The following is a 16,805-nucleotide window of genomic DNA, read 5'->3' as shown; positions in this document are numbered from 1 at the left end:
TTCCTTAGACTCCGGGAATTACCCCCCTCTATGGTTTCACATTTTTCTAATCCCAGAAATTTTAATGGAAATCAAATACGCATTAGCCCAATATTGTTCTATAATCTTAAAAGGAACCTTCCCAATTTTTATGTGATGAATTTCAGGAATTTAGTATTCTCTTATCGTCATTGGGGTTTGGAGCGAATTTCGCATAATTGAAAGGAGGAGCTTTCAGAAATGTGGGTTATGGCCATAATTTTAGGTGGATTAATGATTTTCTTTTTAACCCCTTCACCAAAGGAAGCGGAAAAAGACTTTCAGCAAAATTCAAATATGGGCTTATCTGTTGCCATAAAGGCTAGTTTTATCAGCACCACGGTACATAGAAAGGCGATCTTTGCTTTGTTACTGTTTACGGTATCTTTGATAGTAATCTGGTGGTCCCATTTACAAATTGAATTATATAATGTCGCGCATGGAGTAAGGCCGCTAATTGATCCAACTGTACAAGCAACTTCTTACATGGTAGGTACAACAATATATGCATTAGTAATTTATCTATTTTTAATTTTTAAAAGGGCTATAAAAATTTTAAAGATCAGGTAAATTTTTGATAAGTGACAAGTGCCTGGCGCTTCGACATTATGATTTGTAATAGAAACGATGCGGTACAACAGGATGTCGATTCGTGAAGAAATGTTCTAAAAGGGTGCGTTCTAGTGATTGTAATTATAAATCTGTTTATATAGTTTCATAAAATTTTAGATGGTATGATAAAATAAATTATTCATGGAAGAGGTGAATTTCAACATGAATACAGCTAAAGAACGATTGCTTAAAACAACGGGACCATTACAAAAATGGTAATGCTCTTTTTTAAAATTGGTTATGAAGAAATCTATTAGTTTTTTTGATCGGTCTAGGCTCAAAAATAAAGATTTTAAGAGGTGAGAATGTGGAAAAAAGTATTCAAAAATGGTCTATCTATGGATTTTTAATATCCTTGGCATTATCAGTCTTATTTGTAGATAACAAAGTAATAACTCATTTTGACAGTGGATATACAACGGAGTATGTACCCGTTTATGATTACTTCGTTTCTATAATTCGTTACAGCGTAATCGGCGCTTTTATAGGGTTATTTGTGGGTTGGAGATTGGGTAAAAAAAATTAACAGAGCAAACTAAAAAAGGAGAGGCATTAGTGAAAAAATCAATAAAATGGCTCATTTTGGGTACTTTGGGGATACTTTTAATCTTGATGATTATAGGAATAGTATCATTTTATTCTGCATCATTGAACCATCGCCAATTGCCAATTGAGATGGTTGCCTACAATAGTTTAACAGATGAAGAAAGGACTTTAATTCCAGTAAGCCCTAAGGATTCAATTGTAAAAAAAGTACATGTTAATGATGATATAAAAAAATCGATCGATAAAGGTTTTGGCAGGGACGAAGTTTATTCTGTTACATTTAATAACACTGAGACGGATTCATCTGGAAACCTTGTAGTTTTTATTGATTTGGATAGACAAACAGTTCTTGGGAAAGGGGTTGCCAATTGAAATGGAGATAAGCGACGAGTACCTGGCCTAGCGCTTCGATATTCCTGCCTCCGTTTAGTGAAAATCCTGTTTATAGCATACCCATAAATGATAGTACATGTTCTTTCACTTTTTCTTTATCTTCCTCTGAAATATTATCTAATTTAAACTGTTCAATATTTTCATCGGGAATTAGGACCGTTGATGGTTCCTGAAGTTCCACCTTACGATTTTCACCATCTTCTGCTTGAGTAACATTGGATTTATTAAAGCTTGAATGTATTATTTCTGTTCTTAGATAATTTCCTTCTGTATCATAAAAGTCCTCAATGGCTTTAATATCAGTTTTTATATGATTTTTACCTTCTTCAATACTCGTTATTGAATTTACCTTTTTGTAACCCGTTGTTTCAAAAAAACCTTCATCGTTTTGTTCTGATGTTTCTGTAACAAATACTTCAATATGTTGAACTTTTTTCACATTACTACATGCACTTAAAAGAAAAATGCTTACCATCAATAAACTCATTATTAAAAAGTTACCCTTCAAATCTACTCCCCCCAATTATTTTTACATTTTTATCAATTTCAGCAGCTTTTTTCTCTAATTTACTAATGTACTTACTTACTAACACTAAACTAGTCATAGGGATAATTCCTAAAAGGGGATTATCCATCACAAATAAAGCTACAACTAGTACAAACACCGCAAGTGCTATTTTATTTATTATCGTTTAAATAAAAATCCCTCCTAATCTTTTAACCCAATATAAGAATACGGAAAGAAACAAGAGAGAAAATACAAATACATCTATATCCGAAGCAATTTTTAACACTTTTGTATTCCCCTCCCAAAAAGGTATTTATTCTATCTATATTTTTCTTCAAAGAAAATTACCCCAACTATTCGTACCCGTTAGTTTGGTACATTCTTTCACATTCTGCTTCATACATTGGAACTAAAATGGCGATTCCTCGTTCAAAGAATCGCAACCGAAAATCAAATCCTAAATAAAATGTTTTTCAATAATTATCTTTGCACTTTCATCAAGTTTGGAAAGTAATTCATTGATGGAGAATATTTTAAATCCAAACTTTCATCGTCATTCATAGCTAACTCACTACTTGTTTCTTCTGCTCAAATATTGAAATATGTTTGCTTTTTCTATGGATATCATAACTGAATAGGCAAATACTAATACTAATATTAAGACTTCGCAGTCTTGCAAAAAAAGGCGGTGATTTCATGAAGAAATTTATTGTACTAATGCATTTAATTTCAGGTACTTTTGCAGCTTCCTTCGTTTTATACTTTGTTAGGAAAAACTCATCCGAACATAGAAGAATTATGACAACTATTATAGGAACTCAACTTCTATCGTGGGTAATTCGTTTTATTACCTCTATGATAGAAAAAGCGAAATCTTAAAGATTTCGCTTTTTTACGCCATTTAAGCACCTTTTTTATATTCAAAATCATAACATCCTCCGCCGGTTAAAGAATGCATTTGATCTATATTTCGTCTTTACTCTATTATTCCCAACATTCAAATATCTTAAAAAATCTTTTTCTTTTTTTCGAGCTAAATCCCTAAGATCTAATCGTTCAGGAATACCCCGACTATTTTATCGAATTCCACTCAAATTCACTTTGACTTCGGCGAGAATTGTTATTAGATTTACATCCAGTTATAATCACTAAATATAATAATAGGAGAATAAAAAATGGTGTAATTTTCTTCATCTTCACCTCCTTTAGTTTTTCTATCAATTAAAATTTTACCATAAGTATCAATATTTATTAAACTAAACTGCGGCGCGGTTAATAAAAAAGAGTATCTCCCCTGTTACGATAGAGCACTTTTCGTTGGATATGCTTTACGCAATAAATACGCTGTAAACCAATAAGAGGACTGTACTAATAATTAGAATAACTTCCTTAATTTTAATTCCTGCCCTAATGCCCTGTTTGTTTAATTAGATTTTGCTGTATTTTGTATCCATTTATGGTCATTCTACACCATAATATTTTTTCAGAACTATCCCAAGTACAACCTCTAAGTCCTCTTGATTTACTGAGGTAGAAACGTATCAGTTAACTTAATACTTATTTCCTTATATCTGGACCAATCATTTCTTTGCTTGAACGATCAATATATAATCCAATTGGCCCCAATAGGCTATCTTGTTCTGTAGTGAATACAACTTTTACAACCTTTTGATTTTTTTCTAGTTTAATATGTTGCGGTACATCAGCGGGAGTTACCTCAATGACATGTGCTTTTTGCCAATCACCAATCACAGTGTCCTTTTCATTTTTAGATAAACTTTCCCAAGCCACTTGCCGAAATTCCGTGTACTCTTTTTCATTGTTTTGATCCTTATTGTTAATTCCATTGCTTTCAATCAATTTATCCTCAAAAATATATTGATAATTATCCACTAACAACTTCCCATCTTCCTTAACAAATGTAAGTTGTTCCTCCGTACTGTAATAGGCGGGTTCGCTTGTTTGTGTAAAGTAAGTTATCGTTGCGGTCATACCGTCAATTTCAATCTCAAAGTCGACAACCCATGGACTGGAATAACCAATATTATAATTCCAGTCTTCCCCACCCCTAATAATTTGTTCGTGTTTGAACTTTTCTTTCGCTTTTTCAGACATCATTGCATAGCGTGGTTTTCCATCTCTTGTTTTAAGTGCATACGCCCAAATTGTAGTAAGTTCAGTCATTTTTTTATAATCCTTATCCGAATTTATTACTGTCCCAGAATTACCTGTAATCTCATTCACTCCGGTTTGGAATAACTGAAAATTTTCTGAAGTTAATAATAATAGAGAAATGATTGCAATAACCGCTATTCCAGAAACAGGAATTGTTAGTTTTTTTATAAAGCCTTTAAAACCTTTCCATTTAGCTTGTTTCTCCATTTTCTCTATTTCTTCTTGTAAAACGGATTCAATTTTTAATTGTGTTTCTTGACTTAGCTGATAATCTTTGGGAAAGGAATTTAATCTTTCCGATAGTTTATTATTCATCGACTAATCCCCCAATCTTTTTCGCAAGAGCTTTTAAAGCACGGTTGTATGTGACCTTAACTTTATTTTCGCTCCAATCTAGTATTTCCGCCGTTTCCTTAACACTAAGTTCTTTTATTCCCTTTAAAATTAGAACGTCACGATAATTTTGCTTTAACGTTTGGATTGTTTGATAGATTTCCTTATTGGTTTCATTTAATCGATAGATGTCTTCTGGTGAATTGCTATAGGATTGACCTTGAAAATGTAAGAGCTGTTGTTGCTTATCTTTTTCCTTTTTTTGTTTTCTCATTTCATCAATCGCGATATTTCTTGCGATACTAAAGAGCCAAGTCTTCGGATTCGATAATTCATGAAACGTGTTAATTCGCCTTAAAGCCCTAATAAATACCTCTTGAACCATGTCTTCCACGTCAATTCTTCCTGTATAATATATAAGAAAATTTAGTATATCGTTGCTGTACTGACGGAACCATTCGGCTATTATTTTGTTATCTGCCAAAGTCCTTTCCTCCTGATTTATATATCTGTTAATAAGACGAAAGTTTTTCGCTAAAATTTCAGTTTTAGATAAACAATGTTGTGAATAAAATTTTCCAAGGAAAACGCAAACTGGAAACCCCGTGTTTACACTATGCTGAACAATATAAAATGAACCCTCACTTTTTAATTCTTTAAATATGGTAAAATAATGGTAGTATTGATCATAACCACTCATTTTTACCAAAGGAAGGTTGTACCAAATGATATATTTAAAAAGCTTCAAGCTTTCCCCACATACAGTCAAAAATCCAAATGCATATCCATACAATGTATTCAAAAGTATAGCTGGAGAAGTATTTGTTTTTACTAACATCACGGTTTTGTATGGTAACAACGGTTCTGGGAAGTCAACGCTGCTTAACTTAATTGCAAAGAAGTTGAATATTACGGGGGCTGAGGAATTTACAAATATTCGAGAAAACAACTACCCGCTAGATTACATATTAGCTTGTTCCTTTAGTTTAGAGGAAGATGAGAGTGATGGCGAGTCAGACCAAATACCAGATCATAGTTTATACATCAAAAGCGAAGATATCTTATATGAGATCAAGAAGATTCAGCAAGAGGAAGTTTTAAAGGAAGGGTATCTGTACCAACAATCTAAATTGGGGTATACCAAGGAGCAGATAGAAAAGTTGAAACACTCTTCACAGATGTACAAACAAATCGAAGCTATGAAGTTTGCTAATGAGAAGTATTCAAACGGAGAGACATCCATCCAGATATTTGATGAATATCTCGTCCCAAATGGATTATACCTGCTTGATGAACCGGAAACATCCCTTTCACCTACAAACCAAGTTCAGTTGGCGGAAGAAATCAACAAACTGGCAAGGTTTTTTAACTGTCAGTTTATTATAGCGACTCATTCGCCATTTATGTTAGGAACACTAGATGCAAAGATTTATAATCTTGACGCGCCCCTTCTAAGAACCTATAGATGGACAGAACTTGAAAATGTAAGATTCTTCTACAACTTTTTCAAAGAGCGTAGGAATGAATTTGAATAATCGGAGGAATTTTTATGAAAACTATAGGGCTAATTGGTGGAATGAGTTGGGAATCGTCGGTTGAATATTATCGAATTATTAATGAAGAGATAAAAAACAGATTAGGTGGTTTACATTCTGCAAAATGCCTTTTATATAGCGTTGATTTTGAAGAGATTGAGCGGTTTCAGGCAGGTGGTGAGTGGGAAAAGGCAGGAAAACTATTAGGTGATGTTGCTCACTCTTTAGAAAAAGGTGGGGCGGATTTTATTATTATTTGTACAAATACAATGCATAGAGTAATAGATTTTGTTGAAGAAAAAATAAGAATTCCAATTTTACATATTGCTGATACGACCGCAAAGCAAATAAAAAAATCAAATCTTAATATAGTAGGACTTTTAGGCACTAAATACACAATGGAGCAAGACTTTTACAAATCGCGAATAGAGTCAAAGGGCATAAAGGTTTTAGTACCAAATGGTGCTGAAGGAATAATATTAGGATGTACGGAAATTGGATTGTTAGTCAAACAAGAGGATTCAGAAGTTCCTCTATTCGATACAACAGTGATACATGCGGTTGAAGCGGTTAATGCAGCATTAGAACATTAATTTGAGGTTTTTAAAAGAGGCGAGAATATGGAAAAAAGTATTCAAAAATGGTCTGTTTATGGATTTTTAATATCCTTTGCTTTATCAGTCTTATTCGTTGATTACAAAGTAGTTATTCATTTTGACGGTGGTTATACAACAGAGTATGTGCCCGTTTATGATTACATTATTTCTATCATTCGGTACAGTGTGATGGGTGCTTTCGTAGGAATATTTGTAGGTTGGAGATTGGGCAAAGGGAAAAATTATGTAGAAAAATAAAATATGAATTTGAAGGGGGATTTTGATGTCAGATCAAGCTACTAAAAGAATAATGGTTGGTATTTTGATTTGCTTGATTATTATAGCGTTAAAACCGGTTCCATCATTTCAATCTAACTATCCTGACTTTCCATCATCGTTAGATGTTAATAATGGGGAAGCAGTTGTGCAGCTTAGTGAAAATAGGATCGCCATAGTTAAGTCGGATATAAACTCTGGTATGCATGGAGAAATATTTGTGCTTGAATTTAATGAAGCTAAGAAATCCTTTGACCTAATCGGAAGATATAATTACGCGGATTTCTTCAGCAATCCACAAAAGTATAATCCATAATTATAATTTTGTTATGTTCATTAATGACATCATCCCTTGTGCTAGGACAACTTGCTTGAGTAATTCAATCGGAAGAGTTATTCCAAAAGATCGTATCCTTGTTATTATCGTTATAACAAGGATAACGAAAGTGATACGGTGTGTGCAGTGTTACACTTTAAACTACGCGGTGCATTCCTTAATTAAGGGATGCTTTTCTTTAACCAAGAAAGGGGAAAATTACGTCAAAGACCAAGTGTATACTGTTACTTTTAATAACATATAGCAAAAACCAAGGCTATAGTATGATTTTTCTTCCCACGCAACAATTCCGTACAATTGCTGAATACCAGCCTTCTTTTTTCGGAACAAATCAGCTTCGAAAACCAGTATCCATTATTTGTTAATAAAGCGAACCTTTTTGGATAATAGTTCGACTAATATATGTAATAACCCTCATAATCAAAGGTGGTTTCTATGGAACTTGAGCGTGAACTGATCATTCAATGCCAAAAGGGGCAAAAGAGTAGTTTTGGTAAATTAGTATCTCCATACATACAAGATGCATACTCCATTTCTTTTACTATATTAAAATCAAAAGAATATGCAGAAGATGCTGTGCAAAATGCATTAATTGAGGTTTATAAAAACATTATGGCAAATAAAGAAATTCGTAAATTTAGAAGTTGGTTCTTAACTATCGTCGCTTCACGATCTATTGATTTAGCTAGAAAGAACATAAAAGAATGGAACCGAACGATAGAGGCTAGTGTTATCCAAATCGGCAGCAACGAAACCCCGCTAACCAATTTGCTAGATAAAGAGAGGAACGCCTTCGTAACAGAGGCAGTTTTGGCTCTTCCTTTGAAATATAGAACGGTCATTTCCCTTTTTTACTTTCAAGAATTAACAATCAAAGAGATAGCTAAATTGTTAGAAACAAAAGAGGGTACAATCAAATCGAGATTATATAAAGCTAGAGAATGTCTCAACCATACGCTAACAAGACGAGATAATATCCCGAAGGCTGGTGAATGATGATGGAATCTAAGTTAAGCGAAAATATTAAAGAGGGATTTAAAGAAATTAAAGCACCTGAATCGTTATACGACTTTGCAAATCAGGTGCCAGATCTTGTTGAATCAATGAATTTAGAGTCTCCTTCAAATGTTCATTCTTATAGCTGGGTTAAAAAAACTATTTTTACAACATTAACAGCATTAGCTTGCAGTGCTTTATTTATGTTCGGCGTTAATCAATCTACTTCATTTGCCAATTATGTAGGTAAAATTCCTGTTCTCTCACAATTATCGGAATTCTTGAAAGTCGATATGGACAATGGGGTTGAAAAAGCTATTGATAATGGTTTTCTTCAAGATGTATCAAAATCTGCTGAGGACCAAGGAATTACTTTTACAATTGATCATGTAATTGCAGATTCAAAAAGAGCCTATGTGTTCTTCCATATAAAATTTGATCAAAGCAAAGCAACTATTGATGAAGTGAATCTAATTAATTTTAAGATCACTGATGGCGGGAGCCAGACTTTCTTTGGAATGAATGATAGGAAGGATGTGAAATTGCGACAACGTCAAATCTCTTTAAGTAGTGTTGATGATAATAAATTAACTGGATGGCTTGAAATAGTTGGTTCAGACCCAGCAACATCCATTCCAAGTAAAATTAATCTTTCCATCCACAGTCTAGTCGTAACTAAACCTGATAAAATTGAAACCATTTTAGGCGAATGGGATGTTAGTTTTCAAAGGGATGCTAACAATATAAATTCAAAACCAATTGAGTATAAAGGGGACAAATTTTCAGTAAAAGCTGGTTCCCAAAGCTTGGATTTAAAGATAGATTATACAAAAGTGTATCCGATGATGACCGAAATGAGTATAAACCTTGAAACAAAGATAAATGAAGGTATTCATTATGCATATCATTTAGAAAATGAAAACGGAAAGGTTTATAAGCAAATCGGGGATGGAACCTTAACAGACTCAGGGGACGTTCTTCCTCAATTTGAGTCCAGCTATTTTGAACAGCCCCAAAAACTGTTTTTAGTAATCGATAAGGTAGTACTACTCAATGGATCACTAGAAAGAACAGAAGAAACTTATGAGGTAAATAAAAAGATTGAATTAATTAAAAGCAAATGAAAAAAAGCGAAAGGTGTGCTTACTAGTGTAATTACAGATGATAATATAGAAGTCGTCAAAGTTAAATAAAAGACACTGGAAAAGAAGGCGAAAATTATCGATGTGAAAAATGGAGGGCGTATATGGTTTATTTCGGGGAAGGACAAATGAGTGGGTATAAAAAATCAATTCAAAAGCTTTTATAGGCTTTAGGGGGGGCTCAATAGCTTTGATAAGTTTTGTAATTGTAGCTTTTATTGTACTTGTTTCTATCAAGGGAGCAAAGTTATTTCTGAGAAAAGTACTCCATATTGAGAAGGATAATAAGAAATTTTTTTCGTATAATCATATTAATGAGCGGCATCGAAAAGTGGATAAAGCAGTACGAACGGCTTCAACGATTATTTTCATCATTCTTCTTTACTTCCTATATTTCGAAAATTACTCTATAACTTTTTTTCTAACTTCCGTAATCATCTTTGCCGTAATCGATTATGTTGTGCAAGCCTATTTTGAATGGAGATATTCCGATAAGCCCAAACAATCTATACTTACTATAGCTGAAATGCTTCTATGGCTCATTGCCCTCATCGTAATCATTCAATTGGACTTATTTAGTAAGTAATTGAATAAAATTTTTGTTGTTTATTCTAGGGGGCCCACCAACAAACCGGAAAACATACGCTAAGCAAATTTCGACATGAAAAAAGCCGATTTTCCCTCCTAAGGAAGTATCGGCTTGTTTAAAGCCTTTCGCAAAGTTATAAGCATCCTAATTTATTACTTTTTTTGTCTTTTCCTCTAATGATAATTTCATATGGATCTTCACCAATCTTACTTTGAATTTCTTCAGAATTTAAGAATTCATTAATTGTCTCTTCTATAATTTGAAGAAGTGCTGGATGGAAGGAGTATGAAAATCCAGTTACTTTATATTCTTTTTGATTGTGTCCCATAATTGAGCGTTCATTAAAACAACTTTCCCTATATTTCCGTTTGAGGATTCTACAATATCTCATTAATAATATATAGTTTTAGAAAATGTGTACAAAATTTCCATTGTATTGTTATTGCTTTTCCTGGGTCTGGCTAAGACAAGATTCTATAGAGTTTTTCATATGATTAACGAGTGCTGTCAACTCGGAATCCAGTCCTTCCCACTTATCAAAATGCTCTCCTCGATAGGCTTTTCTAGCTAAGTCGAGTAAAGTCGAATATTCTTTGGGCAACCGAGGTAATGCCCATTTTGCAGCCACATCTTTTGGAGAAATTTCACCGATAGACACTGTCTGCCACATTCGAGCCAGGGTTAAAATTACATTACGCTCATCACCTTTGATACCCTCAATCAGCCCTGGCAAAGAGTCCTTAATCGCTCTTCGAATATCTGTCATCGGAACGGGGTCCAATATATATGAAGCATCAGGACCAAATAGAGAAATGCTATTCTTTCTCGCTTGTGCTAAAACAATAGCCAAATCAGGGTCATAGGTTGGTTCCTGGATTTGTCCTTTCTCAAACTCACTCCTGAGCCACTCACCATAGGTAAATTCATTTCTTGGTGGATATAGCCAAGGTACAACATCGTTATGGTTTATAACCGTGACTTCAAGTGGTCTCACAAAATCTGTATTTCCTATCTTTCCAGATATAAGCATTAGTCTGTCTGTTAGTTTTTTTCGAGTTACTTCAGGTAAACTATGATTCACGACCACTAAGACATCTACATCACTGTTAATGCGTAAGCCACCATTTACTGCAGAACCAAATAGATATACCCCGACTATCGAACTTCCAAGCAACTCCTCCACGATTTTTAATGCTTGCATCGCTTGCTTTGGTATTTTTTCGTTACTCAAATCTCTCATCATCTACAAACTCCTCTCCTCTGATTATGTTCGCATAATGTACGTTTATATTGGTTTCATTGGTATTCCATTAAATGGCCTATTCTGAACAAAAAAATATTTTTTACAGAACAATTTACCAAACTTTAATATAAATGATCATTCTTTATTTCAAATGATCAATCTTTATTATAAATGATCAAACTTTATTCCAAAACTACATGAGCATTTTTATAATTCGGGTCAAAAGATTGATAAAAAAATATTGAAAAGATGGTATGATAAAATATACGATGCAAAAAATGTCGTATGATAGCGAAGTTTTAATGAATATATGATACTATAATATACTGTATGAAAAATAAAGGAGGGGGGGACCCCATATGACGCTTTTGATTACACTATTATTACTGGCAAGTGTTAGTTTGTTTATTTATTCTTTTTTTGCAAAAGACTATCAATCTGAGATTACGAAACAGGTTTCTAATGTGAATATTAACCTTATGCGCGAAATTATAGAATTAAAAGATAAAATCAAGGCCTTGGAGAAAGGAAGTAATATCCGTGGATAAACATACTGCACGTGGACTAGCAATCGGTTTCTTTTTTACAGCCGTTATTTTAATAGTTTTTAAGCCAATTTTTGTCCTTGACCAAGAAACTGTGACTTCATACCTAGAAGATAATAATTTAGTCGTCATTTCTAAAGAAGAACTAGTAAAAATGGAACAAAGTGATCATAGCACATTAGAGGAAAACGATGGGTCTGAGCATGAACCTACTCGAATGGTAACGGACAATGGCAAAGAGTTGGAGAAACAAGTTTCTAAGGATAATCAAGAAAAAAAAGAAAGTAAGCCCGAAGATAAACTATTTACTATTACTGAAGGTATGGTAAGTAGTGATGTAGCCTTTCAATTGAAGAAAAATGGCCTTATTAAAAACCAAGGAGAGTTCATTAAAACGCTCGAATCAAAGAATGGTGCTAAATATATACAAATTGGCGAATATAAATTAAACCCATCCATGAGCAATGATGAGATAATAAGCGTTATAACGAGAAATCGAGTTGCATAATAATTTGATCTACCAGCGATTGTTCAACAAGAACAGTCGCTTCTTCAAAAGAACTGTAGCATTTATTACTATATAAGAGCGACAAGTGCATGGCACTTTGATATTAAAGAAAGAGCACAATTCCTGCTACAGAATTGCACCCCATTACGGAATATGGTTGCTTAAAGTAGGGACCATTACCTCACTTGAATTTGAACCAGAATATTACACCATCTTCACTATTTTTAGCACCATAAGGGAATTTATGTAACTCTAGAATTGAACGTGAAATGGCTAATCCTAGACCTGTCCCTTTTGTATTACTACGTGAAATGTCACCTTTTTTGAAAGGAAGCCATATTTCTTTAATTTTCTCCTCAGGTATGTGGCTGCCACTATTATACACTTCAAGTGTATTGTCAGAGATCCCAATACAAATTTTGCCACCTTCAGGCATATGATCAATAGCATTGATGAAAAAGTTATCTATCACTCTTCCAATTAAAGAGCGATCAGCCATTACAACCGCATCTCCCTCCAGACAAGTTGTTATCGATTTTTTATCACAAACCGGTTTGTAACGAAGAATAACCTCATTGCACATCTCTTTGAGCGACACTTTATCAAATTTCACTTCAAGAGAATCCGATTCTAATCTTGATAACCCTAGCATCTGCCTAATAATCTTGTCCATGCGGTCTATATTTGACTGGATATGGGTAACGTAATGCTCCCTTTTTTCTGTATGAATATTTTCATGTAGGTTTTGGGCATACCCGGAAATAATACTCAACGGAGTTTTTAAGTCATGGGCTAGAGCGTTCGTTACCTCTTTACGTTGCCTTTCAAGTTCTTCCCGTTTCTTATAAGTATTATAAGTTTGTCTCGAAAGTAGGAGGGCTGCGATAATAAATGTTAGTAAGCAGGAAATCCAGACAAAGGCTAATGTCGGTAAACACTGTTCCCACAGATTAACGTCACGACCAACCACCATCCAGAAATGACTATATGAACCTTGATTAGCCTTCGCATAAATCGTTGACTGATAAGGCTGTGGCCAGTAATAACGATAGTTTAATAGATTCATTCTTTGTGATAAAATCTCTGCTCCCATTGACTGCTGCAAAGCTTCTTTTAAGTTCGAAGGATCCATCACTATTTGACGTAGTTCATTTTGTTTTTCATGATTGGCGTTGCCATTATTATTATCTGGAAGAACGGTACCGTTTTCAAAGTGCGGTAAATCTCCCGTATTTTTGTAATTGGATAGGTAGATAATATCATTAGTATGTTTGCCGCTACTTGAAATTACAGTTCCTTTTTCATCTAAAGTCTGAGCATACAATGCATTAACCGTTATTTTATCTGGAATAATCATTTCATTATCGACCCAAAAACCTTGTATATCGACTGAATATCCGGATAAATCGCCTACCTTTTCGACCTTTGGAGCAGCAAATAAATAACCTTCGAGTTCTTTTATTTCTTTATCGCTAAACCAATCTTTAGGATTTAAAAGTCCATATCCTGTATAATATTTGTTACCAACTTTGTGTTCTGTATAGCTGATTCTCCAGTAGTCATTCGTATTAAATAGCAGTTGGTAATCTCCTGTGAATACGGCCATTTCAGTCCCTTCAAGGGTGTACAAAGGCAAGTTACCTGCAAATTCCCTTTTTACTTTGGAAATGTCCGTAATCTGATTATTATTGTCCATATAATCTTTTAGGGTATTTTCAACATTATTATTTATTTGTAATGCGTATGCTTTTAGTTTCATTTCTTCAACTTTCTTTTGCTGAGATATAAGAAATACACTGAATCCTATCATTAATACTAGATAGGTAGCCAATAATGAACTAAAGATACGCAAATAGAGCACGCGCTTTGTTTTGGTCTTTTTCATTCTTCCACCTCCAGTTTGTAGCCTTTTTTAAACACAGTTTTTATTTGGGTAGAGGCGTTGCCTAAGGATTTGCGCAGTTTTTTAACATGATTATCAACCACTCTGTCATTACCATCAAAGTCATATCCCCAAACCCTCAATAGTAGGCTGTCCCGTGTCACCACTTTACCGCAGTTTTCCATGAGTATTCTTAAAACAGCAAATTCTATCGGTGCCAGTATGACTTCCTTATCTTTTACAAATACTGTACAGCGATAAGGGTCTAATTTTATAGTGCCAGCCGTCATTGCTTCATTTCTCACCATACCTTTTGAACGCTTTAATAAAGCTTTTACTTTTGCAAAAAGCTCTGCCAGCGAAAAAGGTTTAGATACATAGTCATCACATCCAAGCTGATACCCGTGTAATCGATCACCCTCAGTGTCTCTTGCGGTAATAAATATAATAGGGACATCGCTCGTTTTTCTTAGCTCTCTACAAATTGTAAATCCGTCAACCTCGGGCAGCATGACATCTAGAAGTACCAAGTCATATTCGTTGTCCATGCATTTTTGTTGACCTTCATCCCCTGTCTCGGCAAAATTGATAGCCAAAGTCCCATTACTTTTCTCTATAAAATAATCCAAAATGATTTCTCTAATCTCAGCATCATCTTCAACTAAAAGAAGCTTAAAAACCATCCTTTCACCCCCAAGTACAGGTTAGCACACAAATCTATCTTTTTTGTATCCAATTGTGGGACACAGTTCCCGGCCCTGTGTCCCATTTTGTTGTACACTTTTTTAAGGGAGAAGACTCTTTATTAATGAAGGGCATTAGAAAGGGGGAGCTATGAATTCGCGGCTTTTGTTGGAATTATACAAAAAACAAGCAAGAATGATTTATTTTTATTTAAAAAAGAACGGATGTAGCCATGAAGACGCAGAAGATATTGTTCAAGAAAGTTATGCGAAATATATCGCTTATAGTAGTGGTGTTCCTTCGGATAAAGTCCTTTCCTATATTTTCACCATTTCTATGAATGAATTTAGAAAAATGTTAAAGAAAAAAGGAAAAGAACAAGTGATTTCGGTTGATGACCATCGCTTCTGGAATAATTTTGCGAATGATCAAGATCCTGAAACCAGTGTATTAAATATCGAAATGAATCATGAAATCGCCATTACTTTGGAACGTATTCAAGAAGTCTATAAACAGCTTCTCATATTAAAATATGAATTTGAACTTAGTTATAAAGAGATCTCATTATTAGTAGGAATGAAGGAAGAAACCGTTAGGACCTATTTATATCGGGCAAGAAAAGAATTTCAAAAGAAGTGGAGGTATCTTCATGAATGAACACACAGAAGATATTTTTGATGAGAAGAAGATAAAAAGGGCGATAAAAAAAGGAAAAATAAAGTCAATAATAACGATTGTTTTCGTTTCTTTACTCGTTTTTGTTGTTTTAAACATAGCCAATTTCGCTATTTCTGTATACTTTAGCCAAAAGGCGTTTAAGCAATGGGATGCCTATGTCCGACTAACCACTCCGAATGGCTATATCAGTGAAACCGTGGATTCACGGGGGTTTTTAGGAGGTATGAGTAATTATAAAATATCAAAAGACATGAAAATTAAATCCCTTGTCGTCGAACAAAAGCAAAATCAATACGGTCTTATTCCGTCTATTTTGGTTTCAAGAGGCTCAGGTGGTAGTATCGGAGTCACAGGAGAGGATTGGCAATTCTCCTATAAAGAAAATGGCTGGAGAGAAATGATGTTTTTTCACCCTAGTGTTGCTTATAAAAAATATAAAAATGATGAAGAACTGATTCAAAGTATGGAAGGGGAAAAAATATATGAAGTAGCTCTCTCTTTTGATAAGCCCTACAAACAAAGTGAACTGCCCATTATGCAGCTACCTCAAATGACTTGGTTTTGGGTAAATACCTATAGCAATAGTCAATTAGACACACTTCAACAAGAGGCGCAGGAACACGATTGGTCTGTAACATTTATTAGGGAGAATGAAGCTTTAGGTTTTTCTGTAAGAGACACTTATACGGGGGCGACAGATCTGGCACACGAATATGATAAGTTCCTAAAGTTACTGAAAACAAGTATCTCCAGTGAACACAAGCAAGCCTACAACACTATGAAAAACATTAATATAGACGATGTAGAAATATTAGGGGTAGTCGTATATGGGACGAAGGATGAGATTGTGGAAATCATGAAAGATCCTATTATCAAAGCTTCCTCACTAGGAGGGGTTATTGATAATTATTAATACAAATTAAATACAGAAAAGCTTGGCTTGGCGACTTGCCAAGCTTTTTAATCTTTTTTAATCTAAGGAAAGATTTGCTTTTACTTTTTAGTTTTATAAAAAAGACTCTTGCATAGTTGTCTTATTTTTGGTACGATAAATTTCCTGCGTTAAAAACGCTGAAAGATAGTAAGGCATTAAAAATTATTTTTAAAAAAGATGTTGACTTCTGCGAATTAAGATGGTAAGATAAATCTTGTCGCTGAAATACGACGAACGAAATGGTCTTTGAAAACTAAACAAAATGTCAAGCGTGC

At 34.1% G+C, this 16,805-nt stretch carries 21 protein-coding genes; 14 read left to right on the top strand and 7 right to left on the bottom strand.

Annotated elements, in window-relative coordinates; translation table 11 throughout:
* The first annotated feature begins 219 nt into the window (after positions 1-219).
* The 3 genes from BAZO_RS16075 to BAZO_RS16065 all read left to right on the top strand — a co-directional run bounded on the left by BAZO_RS16075 (position 220) and on the right by BAZO_RS16065 (position 1,548).
* A complete protein-coding gene (locus BAZO_RS16075) occupies positions 220-588 on the top strand; it encodes a hypothetical protein (RefSeq protein ID WP_003332728.1) in 369 nt (122 codons plus the stop codon).
* Between the two features lie 349 nt (positions 589-937).
* The gene (locus tag BAZO_RS16070) at positions 938-1,156 is read left to right on the top strand and encodes a hypothetical protein (RefSeq protein WP_003332727.1); all 219 of its coding nucleotides are present in this window, start codon (positions 938-940) and stop codon (positions 1,154-1,156) included.
* A gap of 29 nt (positions 1,157-1,185) precedes the next feature.
* Complete coding sequence (locus tag BAZO_RS16065; RefSeq protein WP_003332726.1) at positions 1,186-1,548, top strand: hypothetical protein; 363 nt, start codon at positions 1,186-1,188, stop codon at positions 1,546-1,548.
* A gap of 70 nt (positions 1,549-1,618) precedes the next feature.
* Here BAZO_RS16065 and BAZO_RS16060 read toward each other — a convergent pair whose 3' ends face one another.
* From BAZO_RS16060 to BAZO_RS16045, 3 genes are all read right to left on the bottom strand, one after another.
* A complete protein-coding gene (locus BAZO_RS16060) occupies positions 1,619-2,077 on the bottom strand; it encodes a hypothetical protein (protein WP_003332725.1) in 459 nt (152 codons plus the stop codon).
* 1,557 nt (positions 2,078-3,634) lie between these two features.
* Complete coding sequence (locus BAZO_RS16050) at positions 3,635-4,567, bottom strand: hypothetical protein (protein ID WP_003332722.1); 933 nt, start codon at positions 4,565-4,567, stop codon at positions 3,635-3,637.
* Positions 4,560-5,069 carry an RNA polymerase sigma factor gene (locus BAZO_RS16045; protein WP_039957650.1) on the bottom strand — a complete coding sequence of 170 codons (510 nt, stop codon included), beginning with the start codon at positions 5,067-5,069 and terminating at the stop codon, positions 4,560-4,562. The genes BAZO_RS16050 and BAZO_RS16045 overlap by 8 nt, the downstream gene beginning before the upstream one ends.
* A gap of 241 nt (positions 5,070-5,310) precedes the next feature.
* Here BAZO_RS16045 and BAZO_RS16040 point away from each other — a divergent pair, with 241 nt between their 5' ends.
* The 7 genes from BAZO_RS16040 to BAZO_RS16010 all read left to right on the top strand — a co-directional run bounded on the left by BAZO_RS16040 (position 5,311) and on the right by BAZO_RS16010 (position 10,053).
* Complete coding sequence (locus BAZO_RS16040) at positions 5,311-6,120, top strand: AAA family ATPase (protein ID WP_003332720.1); 810 nt, start codon at positions 5,311-5,313, stop codon at positions 6,118-6,120.
* Positions 6,121-6,134: 14 nt separating this feature from the next.
* The gene (locus BAZO_RS16035; protein ID WP_003332719.1) at positions 6,135-6,713 is read left to right on the top strand and encodes an aspartate/glutamate racemase family protein; all 579 of its coding nucleotides are present in this window, start codon (positions 6,135-6,137) and stop codon (positions 6,711-6,713) included.
* Positions 6,714-6,740: 27 nt separating this feature from the next.
* On the top strand, positions 6,741-6,974 hold the full coding sequence (locus tag BAZO_RS16030) for a hypothetical protein (RefSeq protein WP_003332718.1): 234 nt from the start codon (positions 6,741-6,743) through the stop codon (positions 6,972-6,974).
* 25 nt (positions 6,975-6,999) lie between these two features.
* Entirely contained in the window at positions 7,000-7,308 is a 309-nt protein-coding gene (locus tag BAZO_RS16025; RefSeq protein WP_003332717.1) for a hypothetical protein, read from the top strand.
* A 456-nt stretch (positions 7,309-7,764) separates the two neighbouring features.
* Positions 7,765-8,325 (top strand): RNA polymerase sigma factor, encoded by a 561-nt coding sequence (locus tag BAZO_RS16020; protein ID WP_003332716.1) that lies wholly within the window; start codon positions 7,765-7,767, stop codon positions 8,323-8,325.
* 2 nt (positions 8,326-8,327) lie between these two features.
* Positions 8,328-9,449, top strand: coding sequence for a DUF4179 domain-containing protein (locus BAZO_RS16015; RefSeq protein WP_039957648.1), 1,122 nt, complete (start codon positions 8,328-8,330; stop codon positions 9,447-9,449).
* A gap of 208 nt (positions 9,450-9,657) precedes the next feature.
* Positions 9,658-10,053 (top strand): DUF4181 domain-containing protein, encoded by a 396-nt coding sequence (locus BAZO_RS16010; protein ID WP_003332713.1) that lies wholly within the window; start codon positions 9,658-9,660, stop codon positions 10,051-10,053.
* A 136-nt stretch (positions 10,054-10,189) separates the two neighbouring features.
* Here the strand turns inward: BAZO_RS16010 and BAZO_RS16005 are convergent, their stop codons facing one another.
* Together BAZO_RS16005 and ant(9) are read right to left on the bottom strand one after the other, a co-directional pair.
* Positions 10,190-10,384, bottom strand: coding sequence for a hypothetical protein (locus BAZO_RS16005; protein WP_003332712.1), 195 nt, complete (start codon positions 10,382-10,384; stop codon positions 10,190-10,192).
* Positions 10,385-10,495: 111 nt separating this feature from the next.
* Complete coding sequence (gene ant(9) / locus BAZO_RS16000; RefSeq protein ID WP_081585739.1) at positions 10,496-11,296, bottom strand: aminoglycoside nucleotidyltransferase ANT(9); 801 nt, start codon at positions 11,294-11,296, stop codon at positions 10,496-10,498.
* A gap of 362 nt (positions 11,297-11,658) precedes the next feature.
* Here ant(9) and BAZO_RS15995 point away from each other — a divergent pair, with 362 nt between their 5' ends.
* Positions 11,659-11,847 carry a hypothetical protein gene (locus BAZO_RS15995; protein WP_003332710.1) on the top strand — a complete coding sequence of 63 codons (189 nt, stop codon included), beginning with the start codon at positions 11,659-11,661 and terminating at the stop codon, positions 11,845-11,847.
* Positions 11,840-12,352: an endolytic transglycosylase MltG gene (locus BAZO_RS15990; protein WP_003332709.1), complete on the top strand. Its 513-nt coding sequence runs from the start codon at positions 11,840-11,842 to the stop codon at positions 12,350-12,352. Before BAZO_RS15995 ends, BAZO_RS15990 begins: the two co-directional genes overlap by 8 nt.
* Before the next feature lie 181 nt (positions 12,353-12,533).
* On the opposite strand, the gene BAZO_RS15985 is transcribed toward BAZO_RS15990, so the two are convergent.
* On the bottom strand, positions 12,534-14,237 hold the full coding sequence (locus BAZO_RS15985) for a sensor histidine kinase (RefSeq protein ID WP_003332708.1): 1,704 nt from the start codon (positions 14,235-14,237) through the stop codon (positions 12,534-12,536).
* Positions 14,234-14,917, bottom strand: coding sequence for a response regulator transcription factor (locus BAZO_RS15980; RefSeq protein ID WP_003332707.1), 684 nt, complete (start codon positions 14,915-14,917; stop codon positions 14,234-14,236). The genes BAZO_RS15985 and BAZO_RS15980 overlap by 4 nt, the downstream gene beginning before the upstream one ends.
* 151 nt (positions 14,918-15,068) lie before the next feature.
* On the opposite strand from BAZO_RS15980, the gene BAZO_RS15975 reads away from it, so the two are divergent.
* Positions 15,069-15,575: an RNA polymerase sigma factor gene (locus BAZO_RS15975; protein ID WP_003332706.1), complete on the top strand. Its 507-nt coding sequence runs from the start codon at positions 15,069-15,071 to the stop codon at positions 15,573-15,575.
* On the top strand, positions 15,568-16,509 hold the full coding sequence (locus BAZO_RS15970; RefSeq protein WP_003332705.1) for an anti sigma factor C-terminal domain-containing protein: 942 nt from the start codon (positions 15,568-15,570) through the stop codon (positions 16,507-16,509). Before BAZO_RS15975 ends, BAZO_RS15970 begins: the two co-directional genes overlap by 8 nt.
* Positions 16,510-16,805 lie beyond the last annotated feature (296 nt).

The sequence above is a fragment of the Schinkia azotoformans LMG 9581 genome, assembly GCF_000307855.1.
GTDB classification, from domain to species: domain Bacteria; phylum Bacillota; class Bacilli; order Bacillales; family Bacillaceae_J; genus Schinkia; species Schinkia azotoformans.
The sequence above is the reverse complement of the archived record's forward strand: the minus strand, read 5'-3'. Positions and strand labels throughout refer to the sequence as shown.